Genomic DNA, 22,216 nt, shown 5'->3' with positions numbered 1-22,216 from the left:
GGGGTCGGGCAATGTCGGGCGGCTAGTACGCACCCGACGGGCGGAACAGCATCTTTGCCGTGCGCCAGAGCAGGATGAGGTCACCGGTGATGGACCAGTTCTCGACGTAGTAGAGGTCGAGGCGCACGCTCTCCTCCCAGTCGAGGAGGGAGCGGCCGTTGGTCTGCCACATGCCAGTCAGGCCGGGCCGGATGTACAGCCGGCGTCGCACCGTCGAGTCGTAACTCTCGACCTCCCGCTCCAGCGGGGGCCTAGGGCCAACGAGACTCATGTCGCCTTTCAGCACATTCCAGAACTGGGGAAGCTCGTCGAGCGAGAAACGACGCAGGTGCTTGCCGATGCGGGTGACCCGCGGGTCCTCGACCAGCTTGAAGAGCGGGCCGGCGCCCTGGTTGAGCAGTGCAAGCGCCGCGAGACGGGACTCGGCGTCCTCGACCATCGACCGGAACTTGAGCATGGTGAACGGGCGCCCATTGCGGCCGACCCGCTGCTGACGGAAGAGCGCGGGGCCGGGGCTGTCCCGCACCACCAGCAGGGCGAGCACGAGCAGTGCCGGCGACAGCACGATGAGGGCGCACGCCGAGAGGCAGATGTCGAGTGCACGCTTCGTCGCGTGCCTCGCTCCCGAGTACTGCGGCAGTTCCACGTGCATGAGCGGAAGTCCCTCGACGGGACGGAAGTGGATGCGGGGACCGGCGACGTTGGTCAGACCCGGCGCCATGATCAATTGGGTGGATGACTCTTCCAGCTGCCATCCCAGGACCTTGAGAAACTGGTTTCCGCCGCGCAACGGCCCGGCCACGATCACCGCGTCGGCCTCGACGCGGCCGACGGCGTCCGCGACGGTCTCGATCGTGCTGATGACGGGGACGGTAATGCCCCGCACGGTAATGCCCGTCTGGGAGTCGGCGTCCGCGGTGGCCGCACCAATGACGTGGTATTCCACCCCGCCGCGCTTCTTCTCGATCTGGCCGATGACGTACCGCACGTCGTCGGGCTCTCCCGCGACGATCACGTGGGAGAGCAATCGCCCGTGTCTGCGCTGACGGGCCAGCCACCGACGGTTCATCCATCGCTCCGCCGCGAGAGCGAGAAGGCCCAGTGGCAGCGCAACGGCGAAGTAGCTGCGCGCAATGCTGCCGTGCACGATCACGGACGCGATGGCGATCGCGCCGAACACCCCGAACGTGGCACTCACGATGCGCCGGTATTCGTCGACGCTGATTCCCACTACGCGGGCATCGCGGCTGCGCACTGCACTGAGCGACAACAGCCAGCTGAGACCCACAAGGGTCGACACCACCGTGTACGCAATCACCGCTGGGGTGTCCGCCGGGTCCACCCGGTCGAGCACGAAGAGACTGAAGTGCGCGGCCACCGTGGTGATGACAACAACGGCGATGTCACACAGCAGGATGCGGGTGCGGTAGCGATCTGACCAGGTGGTTTTGGCGCGTCGTCGGGCGGACGTGTCGAACGAGAGGCTGCCGGTTACGAATGATTCGGCCGATCGGCCGTAGACAGTCATCGTCAGCGCGCGGTGTCACCGCCGGCAAATGGAGGCAATGGACATCGTGCGACGAAAAAATCGCGCTCGGGAAAACGGATCACGTTATCAACCTGCATTTCGGGTTTACAGGGAAGGGGTGGTGCTGTGGGCGGGAGAACCGGCGCTCCAAACGATTAGGGGGTTCGTTTGGAGCGCCGGCACTGACAGCTTCACCGCTCTCATGACGCCCCTAGGAAAGGCATCAGGATCTCGGCGAAACATCGCTCTGGACCGACCGTGCCACAGACTGCTAGGACAGTCAGTAGCGGAGTGCGATCCTGCTTCGGGTTGGTAATTCACGAGAATAAGCCACGAATGATGGGGCACCCGTACCCCCACTTTGGGGGGTACCGATCCCCGACCGGCTCCCACTACGGTGTCCCCTTTTTGAGGGACACTTCCGTGCTCCGTCCCAGCAGAATGGCCGAAGTCTGCCGCCCGGAGATCCATCAGCGTCCAACCGCCGGTCACTGTCTGCTGGCGCCATCGGACCTCCCACGCGACGCGCGGTCCGATGGTGAGAATCGCTCGACCCACCCCGGATATAGTCTGGGCATGGCTTCTCAGCAATCGGGTTGTTGAGCCAGGTTGAATCGCGTGCTGCATCGGGCGGAGCTAGGAACTCGGCCCGAACCGCGCCACGATTCTCGGCATGGTTCGGAGCACGAACTCCGAACCATGCCGCCCGAGTTCAGTACATGCCAAATACAGCATGTAGCCAGGGCGAGTACGCACGGAGTCCGCACTGCCACAGCATCCCCGTAGATCACGGGGCTTTGTCGTGTTCACCAACGAAATCCCCCGAACACGCAAATGCAACAGGAAAGCAACACACAACCAGCGCGGTGCGCCCCTCGTGGACGTACTATCTCCTGATCACGAGGTAACGAAGCCGACCGGAGAGAAGGTTCCTCATGACCGACAAGCGCATTCCGTCCGCTCAGCCGCATGACGTGGCAGAGGAACTCGAGAATCCACGCGAGCGACTGGGAGACGAGCTCTCCGCGGTCCAGGATTTCTCCTCGGAGCAAGAGGGTTACCACAAGACCCTCAAACCCCGGCAACTGCAGATGATCGCCATCGGAGGGGCCATCGGCACCGGCCTGTTCCTCGGTGCCGGCGGACGCCTCGCCACGGCGGGTCCGTCCCTCATGATCATCTACGCGGTCTGCGGGTTTTTCGCGTTCCTCATCCTCCGCGCGCTGGGTGAGCTGGTTCTCCATCGCCCGTCGTCCGGGTCCTTCGTCTCGTATGCCCGGGAGTTCCTCGGCGAGAAGGCCGCGTACGTCGCCGGTTGGATGTACTTCCTGAACTGGGCAATGACATCGATAGTGGATGTCACGGCCGTCGCTCTCTACGTCAAGTTCTGGTCTGCCTTCACCGACGTCCCCCAGTGGATCCTCGCCCTCATAGCCCTGGCCATCGTGCTGTCTCTCAACCTGGTCTCGGTGAAGGTGTTCGGCGAAATGGAATTCTGGTTCGCCATCATCAAGGTCGCAGCGCTGGTGACCTTCCTCATCGTCGGCGCGATCTTTCTCGCCTTTCGCTTCCCCACGAACGTCGGCGACACCGGCTTCCAGATCCTCGCGGACAACGGCGGACTCTTTCCGTCCGGACTACTCCCGGCGGTGTTGGTAATCCAGGGAGTCGTCTTCGCCTACGCCGGAATCGAATTGGTGGGCACCGCAGCGGGTGAGACAGCGGAACCGAAGAAGATCATGCCCACCGCGGTGAACACCGTGGTGATCCGTATCGCCGTCTTCTACGTGGGGTCGGTGCTCCTTCTGTCGCTGCTGCTGCCGTATACGGCCTACCACGCCGATGAGAGCCCTTTCGTCACGTTCTTCTCGAGCATCGGCAGCCCCGCCGTTGCTGCAATCGCCGGCAACATCATGAACTTCGTCGTGCTCACCGCGGCGTTGTCGAGCCTCAACGCTGGCCTGTACTCGACGGGGCGGATCCTGCGCTCCATGTCGGTCGCCGGGTCCGCTCCCCGCTTCACCGGGGTGATGAACGCGCGGGGCGTTCCCTACGGAGGAATCCTGCTGACGGGCTGCATCACCCTCCTGGGTGTCGGACTCAACGCGATCGTGCCATCGCAGGCATTTGAGATCGTGCTCAATATCTCTGCCCTTGGCATCGTCTCCGGATGGGGAATGATCGTGCTGTGCCAGATGCGCCTGCAGAAGCTCGCGAAAGAGGGGAAGGCGGAACGGCCGTCCTTCCGACTCTTTGGTGCACCCTTCACTGCCTATCTGACCCTCGCATTTCTCGTCGCGGTACTCGTACTCATGGCCATCGATTTCCCCGTCGGCACCCTCACGATCGGGTCGCTCGTCGTCATCATCCCGCTGCTCGTTCTCGGCTGGTACCTCTCCCGCGACAGGATCCTGGAGATAGCCAAGGCACGGGAGGGCTACACCGGCCCGTATCCCGTCGTCGCTGAGCGGCCGGGCATCGACGCCCAGAAGGACCCTCGGCCCGGCGACGGCTCCAACTCCACTCCCTAGGCCCGGGGTGCGACAGCCCGGAACGAGGCGGTCACGCTGACACACCCCGGCATGGAGCGCAGGGATCGACTACCGTGGGGGTCAGGCGCATCGACGCCGACTCCCGCTCCCGCCGCGCGCCCGTGATTCACGCGCCTCGCGGCCGGCTGCGGGCCGTGAAAGGACCACCATGCAGTCCGAGCTGAGTCTCGCGCCCCTGACCGCCGGTGAGATCGACGCCATCCGCGCCGATTTCCCCGCCCTCTCCCAGGAGGTCAACGGCTATCCCCTCGCCTATCTCGACTCGGGCGCCACCGCGCAGCGCCCCGCCTCGGTGCTCGACGCCGAGCGCTACTTCCTCGAGCACGACAACTCCGCGGTGCACCGTGGCGCCCACACCCTTGCCGGGCTCGCCACCGAGGCGTTCGAAGACGCCCGCGAGACCGTGGCCCGGTTCGTCGGCGCCCGCGCATCCGAGATCGTGTGGACGTCCAACGCCACCGATGGACTCAATCTGCTGGCGTACTCGATGGGCAATGCGAGCCTCGGCCGCGGCGGCGATGCTGCACGACGGTTTGCCCTCGGCGTGGGTGACGAGATTCTTGTCACCGAAGCCGAGCACCACGCCAATCTCATTCCCTGGCAGGAGCTCGCGGCCCGCACGGGTGCGACGCTTCGCTACATCCCCGTCAACGACGACGGAATTTTCACAGCGGATGACGCGGCGTCCCTCATCTCCGAGCGCACGCGCGTTCTCGCCTTCGCCCACGTCTCCAATGTCACCGGATACGTTGCGCCGGTCACCGAGCTCGTCGCCCTCGCGCGGGGAGTCGGCGCCCTCGTGGTGCTGGACGCGTGCCAGTCCGCGCCGCACCGTCCCCTCGACTTCGCCGCCATGGACGTCGACTTCGCCGTCTTCTCCGGACACAAGATGCTGGGTCCGACCGGCATCGGTGTGTTGTACGGACGCGAAGAACTCCTTAACGCCCTCCCCCCGTTCCGCACGGGTGGCTCCATGATCACCACCGTCACGATGGAGGCGGCCGACTACATGCCGGCACCGCAGCGATTCGAGGCGGGCACCCAGCCGGTGTCGCAGGCCATCGCCCTTGCCGCCGCGATCCGCTACCTGGAGGGGGTCGGGATGACCCGCATCCAGCAGCACGAGGAGCAGATCGCCGAGCGTCTTGTGCGGGAGTTGTCGGCGATCGACGGCGTCCGGGTTGTCGGCCCGGCAGCCGACATCCGCCGATCCGGCCTCGCCAGCTTCGATGTCGCCGGCGTTCACGCGCACGACGTTGGGCAGTATCTCGACGTGCGCGGCATCGCCGTGCGGGTCGGGCACCACTGTGCTCAGCCGCTGCACCGTCGCCTCGGACTCACCGCGACCACCCGCGCGAGCGCCTATCTCTATACGACGGACGGCGAGGTCGATCGCCTGCTCGAATCGCTTCCCGAGGTTCGCGGCTACTTCGGGGTGGCCTGATGTCCGATCCTCTCGCCGGTCTCTACCAGGAGCTCATCCTCGACCACGCCAAGCGCCGGGTCGGCGACGGGGTGCTCGAGCACTTCGATGGCTCGCACTACGAGCGCAACCCCACCTGCGGCGACGAGGTGACGGTGCAGATCGCCTTCGAACCCGGATCCGACCGCATCGCCGCCCTCGGCTGGCAGGGAAACGGCTGCAGCATCTCCATGGCGTCGGCCTCCGTGCTGGCGGAACTCGCGCCCGGCATGACCGTCACCGAACTGCGTTCGACCATCGACACGTTCCGTGAAATGCTGCGCTCGCGCGGCGCGGGCGAACCCGACGAGGAGGTGCTCGGGGACGCGATTGCCTTCCACGGCGTCTCGAAGTTCGTGATGCGGGTCAAGTGCGCGATGCTCGCGTGGGTGGCCACCGAGGCGACCCTGCCGCGCTGACCCATGGCCGTCAGGTGCGCAGCACCACGTTGAGCGGCTCCTCGCCGCGCAGCATCCGGTCGATCTGGGTGTGCACCAGCCGCGCCATCCTCGGCATCATGGCCGAGGTTGCGCCGCCGACGTGCGGCGAGATCAGGACGTTGGGCAGGGCGAAGAGCGGATGCCCCTGGGGCAGTGGTTCCGGCTCGGTGACGTCCAGCGCCGCACGCAGACGCCCGGTACTGACGTGTTTCAGCAGGGAATCCGTATCCACGACGGGACCGCGGGCGATGTTGACGAGCAGGCTCCCGTCGCGCATGAGGGAGAGGAACGGGTCATCCACCATTCCCGTCGTCGTATCGCTCAGGGGAACGGCGAGCACAACGATGTCCGCCGAGGGCAACAGCCCCGCGATCTCGGAGACTCCGTGTATCTGTCCGTGTTCGTCGGTGCGCGCCGTGGACGCCACCCGCACAATCGTGGTCTCGAACGCCAACAGACGTGACTCGATTGCCCGGCCCACTCCGCCGTATCCGATGATGAGCACGGTGCGGTCGGCGAGGCTGGGATGGATTGCCGGCGCCCAGCGTCCCTCGGCGGCGGCGCGGACGAAGTCCGGGATGCCCCGCTGTGAGGCGAGGATGAGGGCGACGGTCAGCTCGGCGGTCGACGGCTCGTGCACGGAACTGGCATTGGCATTGGCATTGGCATTGGCATTGGCAAACACTAGGTGCTCAGGCAGGTAATCTGCCACTCCGTCGTATCCGATCGACTGGCTCTGCACAAGACGCACGGGCAGCCCCGTCAACCGCCCAAGCACGCTCGCGCCGGTGTTCATGTACGGGGCGACAACGAGATCGATGTCGGCGACGGGTGGCGCGCTGGCCATGTCCCAGTCGACGATTTGCACGCCCGGGGGAACCTCCCCCACTGCGGTCCGGAGGGCACGGGTGGGGAGGGACACTGTCAACGTCGGATCGGTCACTCTTCGACCCTATCCCCGCTGCGGACGGCACCGTCCCTGACAGTCCGCCTTTTACTCTTGCTACGAAACTAATCAAGGGATTGACTACTTAGATTCCCGCCGAATCTTTTCCCAGTAGAGTGCATTACTGCTCGGGACGACCATTAGGGATTACTGTGAGTCGCATGCGCTGGGGTGCAAGGTGTGACTGTGGATGCCTATTCGGGGGATGTTTGCAGAGCTGTACCACCGGCGGCGTAAGGAGCGATCATGAGTGTTTCAGCAGTCCAGGGGGCCCGCGAACTTAGCGCGGAAGAGGGATTGTCCGTTATCGGTCGCGGAAAGCATCCGAAGACCATCGCGCGCATGCTGATGGAAGGACGCAGCGTCGTCGTGTTTGGCGCGCTGGGGTCGGGCAAGAGTCACCTTGCCGACGCGGTCACCGGATATTTGCGGGCGGATGGCTCTGAACCGCTGCGGCTCCGCGGAACCGCGTCTGCCCGGGCCACGGCTCTCGGAGCGCTCGGAAACAGCTCCGACCCCGTACTCAACGCCGCTATCGGAACCATCACTCACGCGCGCCCCTCCGTGCTATTGGATTACCTCGCGGCCCGCTTCGCATCGGTGACGCCTGTCGTACAGGTCGACGACGCCCAGTTTCTCGACCCGCAGACCGCGGAGTGGCTGACCCGGTTGTCGGCAGACGGCGCGCTGTCGCTGTTTCTCACCAGCGCACCCGTCAACTCCATCAACCCGCAGGACTTCGACCCCGAGAGCATCCGCCTTATCAATGGTCTCTGGATCGAGGGACGCGCCGAGCGCGTCGACCTTGAGCCACTCACCATGGACGACACCGACAAGCTCATCGTGGCCTTCGCGCCCGGCCAGGTCTTTGACGCGGTGACCCGCGCGACCATCTTCGAGCACAGCGGCGGCTCCCCTCTGCTCGTGCGTGAGCTCACCGCCGAGGCGCTGCGCAACCGGCTCGTGCTCGAGGATCACGACGTCCTGTCGTCCGGCAATAACCCGGTCACCGGACGCATTGCCGACCTGCTCAGTCATCAGCTGCGCTCCCTCTCCCCCTCGGAGCTGCACGGACTTGCGGTGATGGGCAAGGTTGGTGCGCTGCCGTACCCGCGCAGTCTTGCCATCTTCTCCCCGAACGAAGTGCGCAGCCTGCTCGGCCGGGGGTTCCTGCGCCGCACCTCCGACGACCTGGTGAGCTCCCACAGTCTCTTCGCCTCGGCAGCGGCCGCCATGAGCGAACCCGCAGATCTCCGGGATGCCACCGTCCGTCTCGGTCGGATCCTCTGGGACGAGTCAGGCACCGACCGCGCGCTCACCGCCAACGAGGCAGTCGTGGTGGCAGAGTGCTGGGCGTGCACGGGCACCATTCCCTCGATCGAGGCAGATGTCACCGCGGAGGGGATGTCGTCGGTGTTCGTGTCCGCCTCCCGACGCTGCCGCGAACGGTACGTCTTCGATATGGCCCACGACTTCGCCCGCCGTGCCCACGAGGTCTCCCCCACTGTCTCGAGCGCGACGGAGCTGGCACGGACCCTGACGGCGCTCGGTCGAATGGATGACGCGCTGCAGGTGCTCCGCGAATGGGAGTCCCACATCAGCACCGCCACCGACGGCATCCTGCTCGTGCGCTGCTGGACCGGCGTCGCACTCCCCATGCGCAACAATGCCGCGGCACTCGCGGACCTTGCCGACCGGGTTCGCACCTGGATTCCCGGCAACACGCTGCTCGAGGGCGAGGCTGACTACGTCGACCTGCTGCGCATCAACCGCTCCTCGTGCCGCGACAACGTTCTCGCCCTCTCGGAGGCCATCACCGCGAACGTCGAGTTCGACGACGGAATCCGGGGACGCGCGGCCATGCATACGGGAATCGAGCTGGCGGGACGCGGCGAGACCGAAAAGGGCATGGCCCGCGTGAAGGCATCGCTCGCCCTGCTGGCGTCACCGACGCGCGTGCGGGTGGTGGAGCAGGACATGGACGATACCTCCGAGCTGGAGTCGTTCGTCGGGCTGTCCATCATCCGGCAGGTTCGGGGCGTCGACATGGACGTCACCGCGACGGAGGCCGGCCACCGAATCAACCAGGCGGTACAGGCCCAGGACTACGCGAGCCTCGGCCTGCTGAGCGTCGTCGCGAGCCTGATCGCCAACTTCCGCGGCGACTACGCGATGGAAGCCGCGGAACTCAGCAAGGCCGAAGCGCGCTTCCAACGGTCGGATCCGGGCGCGTGGTTGCCGTGGGCACAGGTCATGCACGCCGGCGCGCTCGCTCACGGTGGCTCCTTCGACAACGCGATGCGCAAACTGAACCAGGCCCAGACGACCGGCATCAATCGCGGAGCAGGGGACATGTTCGCCAGACTGGTGCAGCGGACTGAGAATGAAATCGCGCTGTTGTCGGGCCGTGTCGCGCAGGCCGATCTCACTCCGGTCGCCGCCGCAGCCGACGCCGATGGGCCCGTCATGCACGTGCAGCGCCTGTACGAGATGTTCGAGCTGGGGGAACCCGCCGCGGCCGTGGTCGATGCGCTCGAGACATCCGCTGCCCAGACAGACAGCCCATATCTCGACTTTGTGGCCGAGCGTGTGCGCGCGTTGACGAACCAGGACGCCGCCAAGCTCGACGACGTGGCTTCCCGGTTTGCGAGCATCGGCGCCTTTGGGCAGGCCTGCGCCACCAGCGAGGATGCAGCGTCGTTGCACTCCCACAGCGGCAACCGCGCCGCCGCCGCCGCCAGCAAACTGCACGCCGAACACTATGGCGATGCCCGGCGCAGCGGTCACCTGGCAGCGACGCCCGATCCCGCGTCGAGCGCCGCCAACCGCCTGACCGGTCGTGAAAACGAGATCGCGCAGCTCGCGGCGCGGGGTCTCAGCAACCGGGACATCGCCCGGGCGCTATACCTCTCCGTGCGCACTGTCGAATCCCACCTGTACCAGGCGCGGCTGAAGCTGGGTGCTCCATCGCGACGGGATCTGGGAGTCATCCTGCAGATCGACAAGCAGTAGGTCACCCACGTCACCCAGCGCTCGGTGCAGTCGTGCAAGTTTGCACTTGCGAACCGAGTGCGGCCGCGCCAGAGTGAGGGGATGAACGAGGCGCCCACGATCTCCCGCCGGGAACGCCTGCGCGTGCAGACGCGCCAGCGCCTGCAGATGGCCGCCGTGGAGCTCGTGCTGCGGGACGGGCTCGACCGTGCCACCATCAACGCGATCAGCGATCGCGCCGACGTGTCGCCCCGCACCTTCTTCAACTACTTCGAGAGCAAGGAAGACGCGATCCTCGGGCTGCACGACATGCAGATTGCGGATGCCCCGGAGTGGAGTGCTCACGCGGACGACGACCACCCCGCGCCCGACCCCATCGCTCAGACCGTGCGGTTGCTTATGGAGGTGCTGGGTTCCACCATCACCACCTCGGTCGTGCGGTCGGGCCGGATGGAAATCATCCGCCGGTATCCCGAACTCGTGGGACGCCAGATGGTGCAGATGTCACGGATGCACCACGACCTGACCGCGGCAACCCGCGCGGTGCTGAAGCGAGAGCGGTCGTTCGCCGCCCAGACCGACCGGGACCTGACGGCGTCCGCGAAGGCCGTGCTCGGCATGTGCGGCGGGGCAGTGCGCGCGGTCATCCACGAGTGGGCGACCGACGACGCGGACGTCCCGGCGGACCAGCTGGAGCGCCGCGCCGTCACCGTCGCGCGGGAGTCGATCGCCCGGATTGGTGTCTATTCGCCGAATCCGGAGTTGACCAGCGCTGTGAGCGCGGACACCGCCTCGCTCGCCTGAGGCCCCGTCGCGGTGACCTCCACGGTCGCCCCGGAACCGAGTCCCAGCGACATGATGCGCAGCAGGCTCTTCGCGTCGACGCCGTTGATCACGACCCTCGCGTCGAACGTGCTCGCGAGGCGCACGAATTCGGCTGCCGGCCGGGCGTGCAGTCCCTCGGGATTGCGCAGCACCGCCGTTCCCGACAGCGGTATCTCGGCAGCGGGCTCGGGCGTCGCCAAAGACGCGGCCCCGGGACCGTCGTGACCCGGCTGGCCCGTCCCTTCCGCCTCCGCTGGAGACGTCGCCATCTCCTCCGCGGAGCCGGACGCCGTGCGTGCGGCGGCAACGACGTCATCGAGCGTGCCCGAGGTCTCCGCGGCGACGGCGGCCGCGACCGAGCCCTCCACGATCGGAGCATCGGCGATGACAACGCGTGATTTCACGTCGTCATCCAGAAAGTCGAGTGCCGTCTCCGCGGTGAGGATCGCGGAACCGAGGTCACACAGCACGACGACACCGTCACCGTCGTCGGCGGTGACGATGGCCGCCGAAATCTTGTCGAAACTGGTGCCGAGGCCCGCGTCATCCATTCCTCCCGCTGCCACAATCGTGACGTGCGGTGCCATCTGGGACGCGAGGTCAACGATGCCCTCGGCGATCTTGGGACTGTGCGAGACGATAACGAGCCCGACGGTCACGAGGCGTCCGCCGCGACATCGGCGGCGGCCTGGAGCAGCAGTACCGTGGATACCGATCCGGGGTCGCGATGCCCGACGGCGCGTTCGCCCAGGTAACTGGCCCGACCCTTGTGCGCCACCAAAGCGTCGGTCGACTCGGATCCGCGGGCGGCGCCTTCGGCAGCGGCGGCAAGAATTTCCGGCTCGCTCCTCCCCTCGGCCAGCGCTGCGGCCGCCGCATCGACGGCGGGCGTCCATGCGTCGATCATCGTCTTGTCGCCGACCTCTGCCTTGCCCCGCAGCACGATGCCGTCCCTGGCCGCCGTCAGCAGCGACACGAGCGCCGCTCCGTCGAGCTCCGTCTGACCCGCCACAGCGCCCGCTGCCTTGAGGTACGCGGTTCCATAGAGGGGGCCGGCCGCGCCTCCCACCGTCGAGATCAGGGTGGTCGCGACAATCTTCAGGGCGTCTCCCGGAACCGCGTCGTCGGCGAGGCCGTCGACCTTTGCTCGTACTGCAGCAAATCCCCTGTCCATGTTCTCGCCGTGGTCGCCGTCGCCGATCTCGCGGTCGAGGGTGGTCAGGGTCGTCCTGTTCTCCGCGATCACGTCCGCGCTGCGCAGAATCCACGCGCGCGCCCAGTCGATACCGAGACTCATCTGCTTACCGTCCCCATCGCAGGGCGGCAGTCTGCACCGGGGCATCCCATAGTTCAACCATTTCGTCGTCGAGCTTGAGAACGCTGATGGACGCACCCTGCATCTCGAGGCTCGTCACGAAGTTTCCGACGAGGGAACGGGTGACATCGATGCCGGCGGCCTTGAGAACCTCCGCCGCGTGCCGGAACACGATGTACAACTCCACCAGAGGGGTTCCGCCCATCCCGTTAACAAAGAGGAGTACACGGTCGCCACTGGCGAAGGGAAGGTCGTCGAGGATCGGCGTGAGCAAGCGGTCGACGATCTGGTCGGCCGGCTCGAGCAGGATGCGCTCGCGTCCAGGCTCTCCGTGGATACCAATGCCGATCTCGATCTCGTCCTCGGCCAGCGTGAAGCTCGGCTCACCGGCGTGGGGAACGACGCAGGGAGTCAGCGCGACCCCCATGGAGCGCACCTGTGAGTTCACGCGCGTGGCGATGGCCGCGACGGTCTCGAGGTCATCGCCGCGCTGCGCGGATGCCCCCGCGATCTTCTCGACGAGCACGGTCCCGGCAACCCCGCGCCGTCCCGCTGTATAGAGGGAGTCCTTCACCGCGACGTCGTCGTCGGTGACAACGCTGCGCACCTGAATCCCCTCCGCCTCCGCGAGCTCGGCGGCGGTCTCGAAGTTGAGCACGTCGCCCGTGTAGTTCTTCACGATGTGCAGCACGCCGGCTCCGGAGTCGACAGCAATCGTGGCGGCGAGAATCGGATCGGGCGTGGGCGAGGTGAACACCGGGTCCGGGCACCGCGGCGTCCAACATCCCGTAGCCGACGAAGCCACCGTGCAGCGGCTCGTGGCCACTACCGCCGCCGCTGACCAACGCCACCTTTCCCTGGACGGGAGCGTCCTTCCGCACGATGTACAGCGGGTCGACCTCGACGCGCAAAATGTCCTCGTGCGCTGCGGCGAAACCGGCCGCCGATTCGTCGACGACGTTTTTGGGGTCGTTGATCAATTTCTTCATGGAACTTCCCTTCGAGCACTTCATTGTGTTTGTCAGAAATCGGGTGTCCACGCCGCTTAGAAGCGGCGAAACCACGAAGTGTCAACCCGCCGGAAATGAAGCCGATTACTGGGCAAATAACCGCACGGGGGCACTCCACGACCCAACTTACGCCCAACTTGAGCACCGGGGTAAGAGAAAGTGTGCAGATTTCACAACCCCGTTGTTACCAGTCTGTTACCGGGCACTATGGTGTACAGAGTTCCCGCAGATGCGGGAAGGGCACCGTGATTACGGTGCCTTACGTGTGAATAGGACGGTCAACGTGGAACCGAATCTAGGTCAAATTTTTCTATCCGAAACTGTCGGTACGGCCATGCTCGTACTGCTCGGTTGCGGTGTCGTAGCAAACGTCGCACTAGCCAAGACCAAGGGCTTCAATGGCGGGTTCTTGATGGTTAACTTCGGATGGGGCCTCGCTGTCTTCGCCGGTGTAACCGTCTCCTACGCCTCCGGTGCCCACCTGAACCCTGCAGTGACGCTTGGGCTCTGGGCCAGTGGCAACGACATGAGCTTCACCACAATCCTTGTGTACCTTGCGGCGCAATTCGTCGGAGCCTTCATCGGTGCCGTCCTCGCCTGGGCCGCATACAAGCAGCACTTCGATGACGAACCCGTCGCTGCAAACAAGCTCGGCGTGTTCTCCACCGGCCCTGCCATCCGCAGCACCGCGTGGAACCTCATCACCGAGATCGTCGGCACGTTCGTTCTGGTATTCGTCGTGATCGGATTCGGCAAGGCGGGCGACCCCGCAACCAACGCTCCGGCCGGTCTGGCCGCGCTCGGCGCGTTGCCTGTCGCACTGCTCGTTGTCGCGATCGGTGCCTCCCTCGGTGGCCCGACCGGATACGCCATCAACCCTGCCCGTGACCTCGGACCCCGCATCGCTCACGCCGTGCTTCCCATCAAGGGAAAGGGCACCAGCGACTGGGGCTACTCGTGGATCCCGGTTGTCGGACCGATCATCGGTGGCCTTGCAGGCGGACTTCTTGCCCGCGTCCTGCTTCCCACCATCGCGTCCTAGTCATCCCAGCGTCTTAGTTAAGGAAACAATTTCATGAGCGAATACATCCTCGCCATCGACCAGGGCACGACCAGCAGTCGCGCCATCATCTTCGACCACTCCGGATCCATCGTGTCGACCGGACAGCTTGAGCACGAGCAGATCTTCCCCAAGGCGGGATGGGTCGAGCACAACCCCAAGGAAATCTGGGACAACACACGTGAGGTAATTGGCCAGGCGCTGTCCAAGGCCAACATCACCCGTCACGACATCAAGGCGATTGGTATCACCAACCAGCGCGAGACCGCGGTCGTGTGGGACAAGACCACGGGTGAGCCCGTCTACAACGCCATCGTCTGGCAGGACACCCGTACCCAGAAGATCGTTGACCGCCTCGCCGACGGAGATGTCGAGCGCTACAAGAAGACAGTCGGCCTCCCGCTTGCCACCTACTTCTCCGGCACCAAGATCGTGTGGATCCTCGAGAACGTCGACGGCGCGCGCGAAAAGGCCGAGGCCGGCGACCTGCTCTTCGGCACCACCGACAGCTGGGTTCTCTGGAACCTCACCGGCGGAACCAACGGCGGCGTCCACGTGACCGACGTCACCAACGCCTCGCGCACGCTGTTCATGGACCTCGAAACGCTGCAGTGGGATGACTCGATCCTCGCCGACTTCGGAGTTCCGAAGTCCATGCTCCCCGAGATCAAGAGCTCGTCCGAGATCTACGGATACGCGTCGTCGTCCAGCCTTCTCCGCGAAGTTCCCATTGCCGGAATCCTTGGTGACCAGCAGGCTGCCACCTTCGGCCAGGCCGCGTTCGACACCGGTGAGTCAAAGAACACCTACGGCACCGGTAACTTCCTTATCTTCAACACGGGTGAGGAAATCATCCACTCGAAGAACGGCCTTCTCACCACCCTCGGCTACAAGCTGGGCGACGCCAAGCCGCACTACGCGCTCGAGGGTTCTATCGCTGTCACCGGTTCACTCATCCAGTGGCTGCGCGACAACCTCGGCATCATCACGAGCGCGTCGGAGACCGAAGCGATCGCCAAGACGGTGGATGACAACGGTGGCGTGTACTTCGTGCCCGCGTTCTCCGGACTGTTCGCGCCCTACTGGCGTTCGGACGCCCGTGGCGCTCTCGTCGGACTCACCCGCTACGTCAACAAGGGTCACATCGTTCGTGCTGCCCTTGAGGCGACCGCGTTCCAGACCCGTGAGGTTCTGGATGCCGTCAATGCCGACTCCGGAGTGGACCTGACCGAGCTGAAGGTCGACGGCGGAATGATCGCCAACAACCTGCTCATGCAGTTCCAGGCTGACATCCTTGGCGTTCCCGTCGTGCGTCCCGTTGTCGCCGAGACGACCGCGCTCGGTGCTGCCTACGCGGCCGGTCTCGCGGTGGGCTTCTGGGCCGACCTCGACGACCTGCGCAAGAACTGGCAGGAAGACAGCCGCTGGACGCCCAACATGGACGAGGACGAGCGCGCCCGTCAGCTGCGCCTCTGGAAGAAGGCCGTCACGAAGACCTTCGACTGGGTCGACGACGACGTCCTGTAGGTCGCCAGTACCACCGCATTACCGCTCATCACACGGAGCGTGAGCGGTGGATCAGGCGTTCGTAGCCGCGATCCACTGCTCAAGCTTGGCCGTTGCCGCGCCGGAATCAATCGATTCGGCGGCAACGGCCATTTGCGTTTTCATGCGCTGCACAAACGGCACGAGAACGGCGGCCGGGTCCCCGGCCAGCTGGAACGACACGAGTCCCGCCGCGGCGTTCAGCAAGACGATGTCCCGCTCCGGGCCCGGCTCGCCCGACAGCACCTTCCGCGCGATGCCGGCGTTGTACTCGGGATCCTTGCCCAGCAGGCGTTCGATGGGAGCGCGCGGGATGCCCAGGTCCAGTGGGTCAAGATCGTGCTCCGTCACGGAACCCCGGGAGACCTCCCAGACGTGGCTGTGACCGGTCGTGGTGAGCTTGTCGATGCCATCGTCACCGCGGTACACGAGGGCCGTGGCACCGCGGGTCTGGAACACGCCCACGATTAAGGGAACGCGATCCAGGCTCGACACACCGACGGCGGATGCTTCGGGGCGCGCAGGGTTGCACAGCGGTCCGAGAATGTTGAAGAGGGTAGAAATACCCAGCTCCCGACGAGTCGGGCCGGCGTTGGCAAACCCCGGGTGGAACATCGCGGCGTTGGCAAAGGTCAGCCCGACCTCCGTCAGCACGCGGGCCACGGCATCCGGCGGGATAGTGATGTTGACGCCGAGGGCACTCAGCACATCCGACGCGCCCGACGCGGAGCTGGCTCCACGATTTCCGTGCTTAATAACTGGCACTCCCGATGCGGCACACACAATGGATGCCACGGACGAGATGTTCAGCACGGCGCCGTACGGGTCTCCCCCCGTCCCCACGATGTCAAGAACCATCGGATCCACGTCGAGCGGAAGCGCATTTGCGAGCACCGCGTCGCGGAAGCCGACGATTTCGTCGACCGTCTCGCCCTTTATCCGTAAGGCGACGAGCAGACCTCCGAGCTGAGACGGGGTAGCCCGTCCCTCCATCACCTCCTGCATGGCCCACGTGGCTTCGCTGATAGTTAGATCGGAGCTATCCACGAGGGTGCTGAGAAGCCGGGGCCAGGAGAGTTCTTGCGACATGATGGAAATCTTACCGATTGGTCGCGACTGGCCCCGGAATGGGAATCACGCCCTCGGTTATCGACCATAATGGGAGAGTGACGAGCACCTCTCTAACGCGACCAGTCGGCGCCCCTGTAGTTAATCGTCCGAGCTCTGTAGCGGTTGGAACAATCGTGTGGCTCGGCAGCGAGGTGATGTTCTTCGCCGGTTTGTTTGCGATTTACTTCACCCTTCGATCGACCGCCCCCGAATTGTGGGCGCTCCAAAGTTCGAAGCTGAATATCACCTTCTCCGGTATCAATACCGGCATCCTGGTGGCTTCCTCCTTCACGTGCCAGATGGGGGTGTTCGCCGCTGAGCGGCTGCAGCCCAAGCGCACGAGCTGGAAGCTCAAGGAATGGGGCATGGCGGAATGGTTCTTTGTGACCTACGTCATGGGTGCGATCTTCGTCATCGGCCAGATCTTCGAGTACGCAACGCTCGTCTCGGAGGGTGTCGGACTCAGCTCTGACGCATACGGTTCCGCCTTCTACCTCACGACCGGTTTCCACGGACTCCACGTCACCGGCGGTCTGATCGCCTTCCTGCTTGTGATTGGCCGCGGGTATGCCGCCAAGAACTTCGGGCACAAAGAGGCAACGAGTGCCATCGTCGTTTCGTACTACTGGCACTTCGTCGACGTAGTGTGGGTCGGCCTGTTCGCCGTCATCTACCTCCTGAAATAAGAAGCGGAAATACAGATCAGCATGGCGAAGCCCACCAAGTCCCCCGTCGACGCACGCAAAGCCCGCAAGGCCAAGACCGGTCGTCGATCCCCGCTCGCGTCGATCGCGCTCATCGCAATCGGTCTCGTGAGCACCGGAGGCGCGTATGCGCTCTTCACGACCACGGCCAGCGCCGACACGACCGCTGCACACTCGCAGCTCGTTGACGACGGCTCGAAGCTGTTCGCGGCCAACTGCGCAACCTGCCACGGCTTGAACCTCCAGGGCACCACGGCCGGTCCTTCACTCCTCGGTGTCGGCGCCGCGTCTGTCGAGTTCCAGGTTGCTACCGGTCGTATGCCGCTGGCCCAGTCCGGCCCGCAGGCAGAAGAGAAGCCCGCCCAGTTCACAACAGAACAGATCAAGGCGCTCTACACCTACGTTGCCGCGCGGGCCCCCGGTCCCGGCATCCCCGACTCCAGCCTTCTTCAGGGCGACGGAGACGCGTCTGCCGGAGCTGAGCTCTTCCGCATCAACTGCGCCATGTGCCACAACGTTGCCGGCGCCGGTGGCGCCCTGACCGAGGGCAAGTTCGCACCCGCGCTCAAGGGCGTTTCCGCCCAGCACATCTACGAGGCAATGCTGACGGGCCCGCAGAACATGCCGGTCTTCAACAACAACAACATCTCGCCCGAAGACAAGGCCAACATCATCACGTACCTCAAGTACCTCGATGACACGCCTTCCGTCGGAGGCCTTGACCTCGGCAACCTCGGCCCCGTATCTGAGGGCCTTTTCATCTGGATCTTCGGTCTCGGCGCAATCGTGGCAATCACGGTGTGGCTGACCGCGAAGTCCAACTAGTTCACAGAATTACACAGCGCATAACGCGTTTGTTGAAGGGAAGAGAATGGCACAGCACGACGACGGTGTAGCCACTCCGGGCGGCGATCCCGTTCCGGAAGCACAGAACACCGCTGCCGGCTCCGCGATCCAGAAGGCGGTGCCGTACGAAGTTTCGCCCGGCACGGCCGTCGTGCGTACCGATAACATCCCCAACCCGGGCTTCCCCCCGCACCGTGAGCGCCAGACGGACCTCGATCCGAAGAAGGACAAGCGCGCCGAGCGCCAGGTCACCAGCCTGTTCTACCTGTCGATTGTCGGAAGCGTGTTCGCGGTTGCCGCCTACATCGCCTTCCCGATCATTCCGGGAGACATGGGTTCGGTTCGCCTGAACACCCTTCTCCTCGGACTCGGAATCACCCTCGGACTGCTGGGCATCGGAATCGGTGCCGTCCACTGGGCCAAGCAGCTCATGCGCGGAGACGAGCTCGTTGAGAGCCGTCACGGTACCCGCGGATCGGACACCACCCGTGCCCGCGCCGTCGAGATCTTCACGCTGGGAAACCAGGAGTCCGGTTTCGGCCGTCGCTCCCTTATCCGTAACAGCCTCATCGGCGCTCTCGTTCTGACGCCGATCCCCGCCGTTGCACTGTTCCGAGACCTGGCCCCGGCCGAGGACCCGGTACCGCTGCTGCAGCACACGATGTGGAAGAAGGGCACGCGTCTGACGCGTGACCCCAGCGGCACACCGATCAAGGCAGAGGATGTCACGATCGGTTCTGCATTCCACGTCATCCCCGAGGGACTCAACGACGAGGAAGACCGTCTCGAGGAAAAGGCCAAGGCCGCCGTTCTCCTGATGCGCCTCAAGCCTGAAGACCTCAACGTCTCAGCGGGTAAGGAAACCTGGAACTACGACGGCATCGTCGCCTACTCCAAGATCTGCACCCACGTCGGTTGCCCCGTTGCTCTGTACGAGCAGCAGACGCATCACCTTCTCTGCCCGTGCCACCAGTCGCAGTTCGACATGAAGCACGAAGCGAAGGTCATCTTCGGCCCGGCGAAGCGTCCGCTTCCCCAGCTGCCGATCACGGTTGATTCCGAGGGTTACCTCGTTGCCCGCAGTGACTTCCACGAACCCGTCGGACCCAGCTTTTGGGAGCGTGAGCTATGACAACCACCGACACCCGCACAGAAACAACTGCGGTAGCACCCAGCCGCGGTGCACGATTCACCGGTGCCGCCGCCAACTACATCGACGAGCGCACCAGCATCTCCGGACTGGTGAAAGAGGTCGGTCGCAAGATCTTCCCCGACCACTGGTCATTCATGCTCGGTGAGGTCGCGCTCTACAGCTTCGTCGTCATCCTGCTGTCCGGTACCTTCCTGACCTTCTTCTTCCACGCGTCCATGACGCCGATGGAGTACCAGGGTTCGTACCTGCCGCTCAAGGGCATCGAGATGTCCAGCGCTATGTCCTCCACCCTCGATATCTCCTTCGATATCCGTGGCGGACTCCTGATGCGCCAGGTTCACCACTGGGCAGCACTGCTGTTCGTGGCATCCATTGGTCTGCACATGCTGCGCGTGTTCTTCACGGGCGCGTACCGCAAGCCGCGTGAAATCAACTGGGCCATCGGTTTCGTCCTCTTCATCCTGGCTCTGGCCGAAGGATTCACGGGTTACTCCCTTCCTGACGACCTGCTGTCCGGTAACGGTCTGCGCATCATCGACGGTCTGATCAAGGGCCTGCCGATCGTGGGCACCTGGATCTCTTACCTCCTCTTCGGTGGCGAGTTCCCCGGTACCGACATCGTGTCGCGACTGTTCACGCTGCACATCCTGTTGCTGCCCGCGATCCTTGTTGCCGCCCTAGGCGTGCATCTGCTGCTGCTGATCATCAACAAGCACACGCAGTTCGCCGGCCCCGGAAAGACCAACGACAACGTTGTTGGATCGCCGATCATGCCCGTGTTCGCTGCCAAGGCCGGTGGATTCTTCTTCATCGTCTTCGGTGTCATCACCCTGATCGCCGCTACCGTCACGATCAACCCGATCTGGACCTACGGACCGTACGACCCCTCCCCCGTTTCCGCCGGTACCCAGCCTGACTGGTACATCGGATTCGCGGACGGCGCCCTGCGTCTCGTGCCATCCGGCTGGGAATTCATGCTGGGTAACTTCACCGTGTCGATGAACATCATCGCGCCGGTGCTCGTGCTCGGACTGTTCATCGTGGTCGTGCTGATCTACCCGTTCATCGAGGCCTGGATCACGGGCGACAAGCGAGAGCACCACATCGCTGACCGTCCCCGTAACGCTCCGACCCGTACGGCCATTGGCGCCGCCGGTGTGACGTTCTACGCAGTCCTGTGGGCCGCAGCCAGCTCCGACCTCATCGGTACCCACTTCCACGTGGGCATCGAAGATGTCATCCGCACGCTGCAGGTGCTGCTCATCCTCGGACCGATCATCGCCTTCGTTGTCACCAAGCGCATCTGCCTCGGCCTGATGAAGAAGGACCGCGAGATTGCCCTCCACGGATTTGAGAGCGGACGCATCGTTCGCCTTCCCGGTGGCGAGTACATCGAAGTTCACGAGCAGCTCTCCGAGTACGAGCGTTGGAAGCTCACCAGCTTCACGGAGTACACGCCGCTGATGATTCGTCCGAACGCGAAGGGCAAGATTTCCGCCGCCCAACGTGTGCGTGCCGGACTGTCCAGCTGGTTCTTCGAGGACCGGATCTCCCCCGTGTCCGGCACTGACATCGAGCGTTCGCACGACTCGGGTCATTAGCCACACCTTGTAGCATCACCGGAGCCCGGTGGTCGGCCAGGAGCGCGAAAGAGCCTCCTGGGTGGCCACCGGGCTCTTCTGCGTCGTCCACGTGGCTTCCCTGCGTCCCTCGCGCCCTCCTCTACGTCCACCGCACCCCCTACGTCCACCGCACCCCCTACGCCAACCCCACCCCTACGTCCACCGCACCCCCTACGCCCACCGCGCTCTTCTGCATCCCGGGACTCTTCCGCCACAACACGGCTCGTCCCCGAGACCACCATCCCGGGGGCTCGATACATTTGAGGGATGACCCTGACGCCGCGTTCTGGAAATAGACCTGATGTCTCCACGGAAGGACCACAGCGCCAATTGACCCAGCGCTCGACGCCGGAGCTGTGGGGTCGCCTCGTCGCCAGTGTCTTCGAGCTCGACGGAACAGTCGAGGGGCACAGTCAGGTCTCTCCGGCGTCGTCACGTGCCGTCTTCCTTCGGGACGAGCAGGTGGAGCGGGCACCGTTCACCTCGCTCGCGCCGGGCAAGCGTCTCGAGCCGGTACACATTCACGGCGTTGACGACACGAGCCTGCATCTCTGCCTGCCGTCCGAGAGAGGCCAGGAACTCACCGCGCTGGGCTGGGGTCAGCCCCACCAGTACGAAGACTTCGGTACAGAGTTCATGATCTATGGCCCCAGGGACGCGAGCGAGCTAGCGGTCGTCCTCTCCATCGTTCAGGAAAGCATTGACTTCGGCCGGTCGTCTCGTTCAGCCCCACCGGCGGTCGACGCGGTCTGAGAGACTGCCTGTCACATCCACGCCCTCTCTCCTCGTTCCCCGGCCATACCCTCCCGGCACTCGTTTTCGCCTCGCCTCGCCACTTCTCCTTCCCTCTTCCCTCCTTCTCTTTCTCCTCATCTCCTCATCTCCTCCTGCTCCTGCTCCTCCTCGTCTCCTCCTCTTCCTCTCCTCCACAGGGGTGGGTTGTTTCCCGCGCTCCACCGATCGATGGAACACGCGTTCTGGGTCGCGCTGTCGGCGTTGAATTGTTGTATGACGTTCAACCAGGAACCCCCGAACCCCGACGGCCATACCGGCCGCGGCCCGGTGGATCCTGCCAACCAGGCCCGACTTGCACAGATCGACAAGCGC

The 22,216-nt window shown here is 64.6% G+C and carries 17 protein-coding genes and 1 pseudogene; 12 read left to right on the top strand and 6 right to left on the bottom strand.

The window, feature by feature from the left end; genetic code table 11:
* Positions 1-22: 22 nt before the first annotated feature.
* The gene (locus HB677_RS14615; protein WP_213816469.1) at positions 23-1,528 is read right to left on the bottom strand and encodes a sugar transferase; all 1,506 of its coding nucleotides are present in this window, start codon (positions 1,526-1,528) and stop codon (positions 23-25) included.
* Between the two features lie 935 nt (positions 1,529-2,463).
* Here HB677_RS14615 and HB677_RS14610 point away from each other — a divergent pair.
* The 3 genes from HB677_RS14610 (at position 2,464) to sufU (ending at position 5,961) form a co-directional block, all read left to right on the top strand.
* The gene (locus HB677_RS14610; protein ID WP_213816468.1) at positions 2,464-4,059 is read left to right on the top strand and encodes an amino acid permease; all 1,596 of its coding nucleotides are present in this window, start codon (positions 2,464-2,466) and stop codon (positions 4,057-4,059) included.
* A 169-nt stretch (positions 4,060-4,228) separates the two neighbouring features.
* Positions 4,229-5,524 carry a SufS family cysteine desulfurase gene (locus HB677_RS14605; protein WP_213816467.1) on the top strand — a complete coding sequence of 432 codons (1,296 nt, stop codon included), beginning with the start codon at positions 4,229-4,231 and terminating at the stop codon, positions 5,522-5,524.
* A complete protein-coding gene (gene sufU, locus HB677_RS14600; protein WP_213816466.1) occupies positions 5,524-5,961 on the top strand; it encodes a Fe-S cluster assembly sulfur transfer protein SufU in 438 nt (145 codons plus the stop codon). Before HB677_RS14605 ends, sufU begins: the two co-directional genes overlap by 1 nt.
* 10 nt (positions 5,962-5,971) lie before the next feature.
* On the opposite strand, the gene HB677_RS14595 is transcribed toward sufU, so the two are convergent.
* Positions 5,972-6,925, bottom strand: a complete 954-nt coding sequence (locus tag HB677_RS14595) for a 2-hydroxyacid dehydrogenase (protein WP_307852614.1) — start codon at positions 6,923-6,925, stop codon at positions 5,972-5,974.
* A 249-nt stretch (positions 6,926-7,174) separates the two neighbouring features.
* Between HB677_RS14595 and HB677_RS18685 the strand changes: the two genes are divergently transcribed.
* Together HB677_RS18685 and HB677_RS14585 are read left to right on the top strand one after the other, a co-directional pair.
* The gene (locus HB677_RS18685; protein ID WP_275950915.1) at positions 7,175-9,940 is read left to right on the top strand and encodes a LuxR family transcriptional regulator; all 2,766 of its coding nucleotides are present in this window, start codon (positions 7,175-7,177) and stop codon (positions 9,938-9,940) included.
* Between the two features lie 81 nt (positions 9,941-10,021).
* Positions 10,022-10,723, top strand: a complete 702-nt coding sequence (locus HB677_RS14585) for a TetR/AcrR family transcriptional regulator (RefSeq protein WP_213816465.1) — start codon at positions 10,022-10,024, stop codon at positions 10,721-10,723.
* On the opposite strand, the gene dhaM is transcribed toward HB677_RS14585, so the two are convergent.
* The 3 genes and pseudogenes from dhaM to dhaK all read right to left on the bottom strand — a co-directional run bounded on the left by dhaM (position 10,663) and on the right by dhaK (position 13,048).
* Positions 10,663-11,403, bottom strand: coding sequence for a dihydroxyacetone kinase phosphoryl donor subunit DhaM (gene dhaM, locus HB677_RS14580; RefSeq protein ID WP_213816464.1), 741 nt, complete (start codon positions 11,401-11,403; stop codon positions 10,663-10,665). The genes HB677_RS14585 and dhaM overlap by 61 nt on opposite strands.
* Positions 11,400-12,041 carry a dihydroxyacetone kinase subunit DhaL gene (gene dhaL / locus HB677_RS18575; RefSeq protein ID WP_213816463.1) on the bottom strand — a complete coding sequence of 214 codons (642 nt, stop codon included), beginning with the start codon at positions 12,039-12,041 and terminating at the stop codon, positions 11,400-11,402. The genes dhaM and dhaL overlap by 4 nt, the downstream gene beginning before the upstream one ends.
* 4 nt (positions 12,042-12,045) lie before the next feature.
* Positions 12,046-13,048 (bottom strand): annotated as a pseudogene (dhaK, locus tag HB677_RS14570) (dihydroxyacetone kinase subunit DhaK).
* Positions 13,049-13,403: 355 nt separating this feature from the next.
* Here dhaK and HB677_RS14565 point away from each other — a divergent pair.
* Together HB677_RS14565 and glpK are read left to right on the top strand one after the other, a co-directional pair.
* On the top strand, positions 13,404-14,111 hold the full coding sequence (locus tag HB677_RS14565) for an MIP/aquaporin family protein (RefSeq protein WP_374193825.1): 708 nt from the start codon (positions 13,404-13,406) through the stop codon (positions 14,109-14,111).
* A gap of 33 nt (positions 14,112-14,144) precedes the next feature.
* The gene (gene glpK, locus HB677_RS14560) at positions 14,145-15,656 is read left to right on the top strand and encodes a glycerol kinase GlpK (RefSeq protein ID WP_213816461.1); all 1,512 of its coding nucleotides are present in this window, start codon (positions 14,145-14,147) and stop codon (positions 15,654-15,656) included.
* 51 nt (positions 15,657-15,707) lie between these two features.
* On the opposite strand, the gene trpD is transcribed toward glpK, so the two are convergent.
* Complete coding sequence (gene trpD, locus HB677_RS14555) at positions 15,708-16,763, bottom strand: anthranilate phosphoribosyltransferase (protein ID WP_213816460.1); 1,056 nt, start codon at positions 16,761-16,763, stop codon at positions 15,708-15,710.
* Positions 16,764-16,801: 38 nt separating this feature from the next.
* On the opposite strand from trpD, the gene HB677_RS14550 reads away from it, so the two are divergent.
* The 5 genes from HB677_RS14550 (at position 16,802) to HB677_RS14530 (ending at position 21,862) form a co-directional block, all read left to right on the top strand.
* Complete coding sequence (locus HB677_RS14550) at positions 16,802-17,470, top strand: heme-copper oxidase subunit III (RefSeq protein ID WP_213816459.1); 669 nt, start codon at positions 16,802-16,804, stop codon at positions 17,468-17,470.
* Between the two features lie 21 nt (positions 17,471-17,491).
* Positions 17,492-18,313, top strand: coding sequence for a c-type cytochrome (locus HB677_RS14545; protein ID WP_213816458.1), 822 nt, complete (start codon positions 17,492-17,494; stop codon positions 18,311-18,313).
* Between the two features lie 46 nt (positions 18,314-18,359).
* Positions 18,360-19,466, top strand: a complete 1,107-nt coding sequence (locus HB677_RS14540) for a ubiquinol-cytochrome c reductase iron-sulfur subunit (protein WP_213816457.1) — start codon at positions 18,360-18,362, stop codon at positions 19,464-19,466.
* Positions 19,463-21,088: a ubiquinol-cytochrome c reductase cytochrome b subunit gene (locus HB677_RS14535; protein WP_213816456.1), complete on the top strand. Its 1,626-nt coding sequence runs from the start codon at positions 19,463-19,465 to the stop codon at positions 21,086-21,088. The genes HB677_RS14540 and HB677_RS14535 overlap by 4 nt, the downstream gene beginning before the upstream one ends.
* 351 nt (positions 21,089-21,439) lie before the next feature.
* Positions 21,440-21,862: a luciferase family protein gene (locus HB677_RS14530; RefSeq protein ID WP_255546644.1), complete on the top strand. Its 423-nt coding sequence runs from the start codon at positions 21,440-21,442 to the stop codon at positions 21,860-21,862.
* Positions 21,863-22,216: the final 354 nt, after the last annotated feature.

It is taken from the genome of Glaciihabitans sp. dw_435 (assembly GCF_018449675.1).
In the GTDB taxonomy this organism is placed as follows: Bacteria; Actinomycetota; Actinomycetes; order Actinomycetales; family Microbacteriaceae; genus Glaciihabitans.
This window is presented reverse-complemented; position numbering and strand designations above follow the sequence as displayed.

Excerpts from the sequence above, each read along its gene's own strand:
- HB677_RS14615 (WP_213816469.1), bottom strand. The coding sequence starts at position 1,528 with ATGACTGTCTACGGCCGATCGGCCGAATCATTCGTAACCGGCAGCCTC.
- HB677_RS14610 (WP_213816468.1), top strand. The coding sequence starts at position 2,464 with ATGACCGACAAGCGCATTCCGTCCGCTCAGCCGCATGACGTGGCAGAG.
- HB677_RS14605 (WP_213816467.1), top strand. The coding sequence starts at position 4,229 with ATGCAGTCCGAGCTGAGTCTCGCGCCCCTGACCGCCGGTGAGATCGAC.
- sufU (WP_213816466.1), top strand. The coding sequence starts at position 5,524 with ATGTCCGATCCTCTCGCCGGTCTCTACCAGGAGCTCATCCTCGACCAC.
- HB677_RS18685 (WP_275950915.1), top strand. The coding sequence starts at position 7,175 with ATGAGTGTTTCAGCAGTCCAGGGGGCCCGCGAACTTAGCGCGGAAGAG.
- HB677_RS14585 (WP_213816465.1), top strand. The coding sequence starts at position 10,022 with ATGAACGAGGCGCCCACGATCTCCCGCCGGGAACGCCTGCGCGTGCAG.
- dhaL (WP_213816463.1), bottom strand. The coding sequence starts at position 12,041 with ATGAGTCTCGGTATCGACTGGGCGCGCGCGTGGATTCTGCGCAGCGCG.
- HB677_RS14565 (WP_374193825.1), top strand. The coding sequence starts at position 13,404 with ATGCTCGTACTGCTCGGTTGCGGTGTCGTAGCAAACGTCGCACTAGCC.
- glpK (WP_213816461.1), top strand. The coding sequence starts at position 14,145 with ATGAGCGAATACATCCTCGCCATCGACCAGGGCACGACCAGCAGTCGC.
- trpD (WP_213816460.1), bottom strand. The coding sequence starts at position 16,763 with ATGTCGCAAGAACTCTCCTGGCCCCGGCTTCTCAGCACCCTCGTGGAT.
- HB677_RS14550 (WP_213816459.1), top strand. The coding sequence starts at position 16,802 with ATGGGAATCACGCCCTCGGTTATCGACCATAATGGGAGAGTGACGAGC.
- HB677_RS14545 (WP_213816458.1), top strand. The coding sequence starts at position 17,492 with ATGGCGAAGCCCACCAAGTCCCCCGTCGACGCACGCAAAGCCCGCAAG.
- HB677_RS14540 (WP_213816457.1), top strand. The coding sequence starts at position 18,360 with ATGGCACAGCACGACGACGGTGTAGCCACTCCGGGCGGCGATCCCGTT.
- HB677_RS14535 (WP_213816456.1), top strand. The coding sequence starts at position 19,463 with ATGACAACCACCGACACCCGCACAGAAACAACTGCGGTAGCACCCAGC.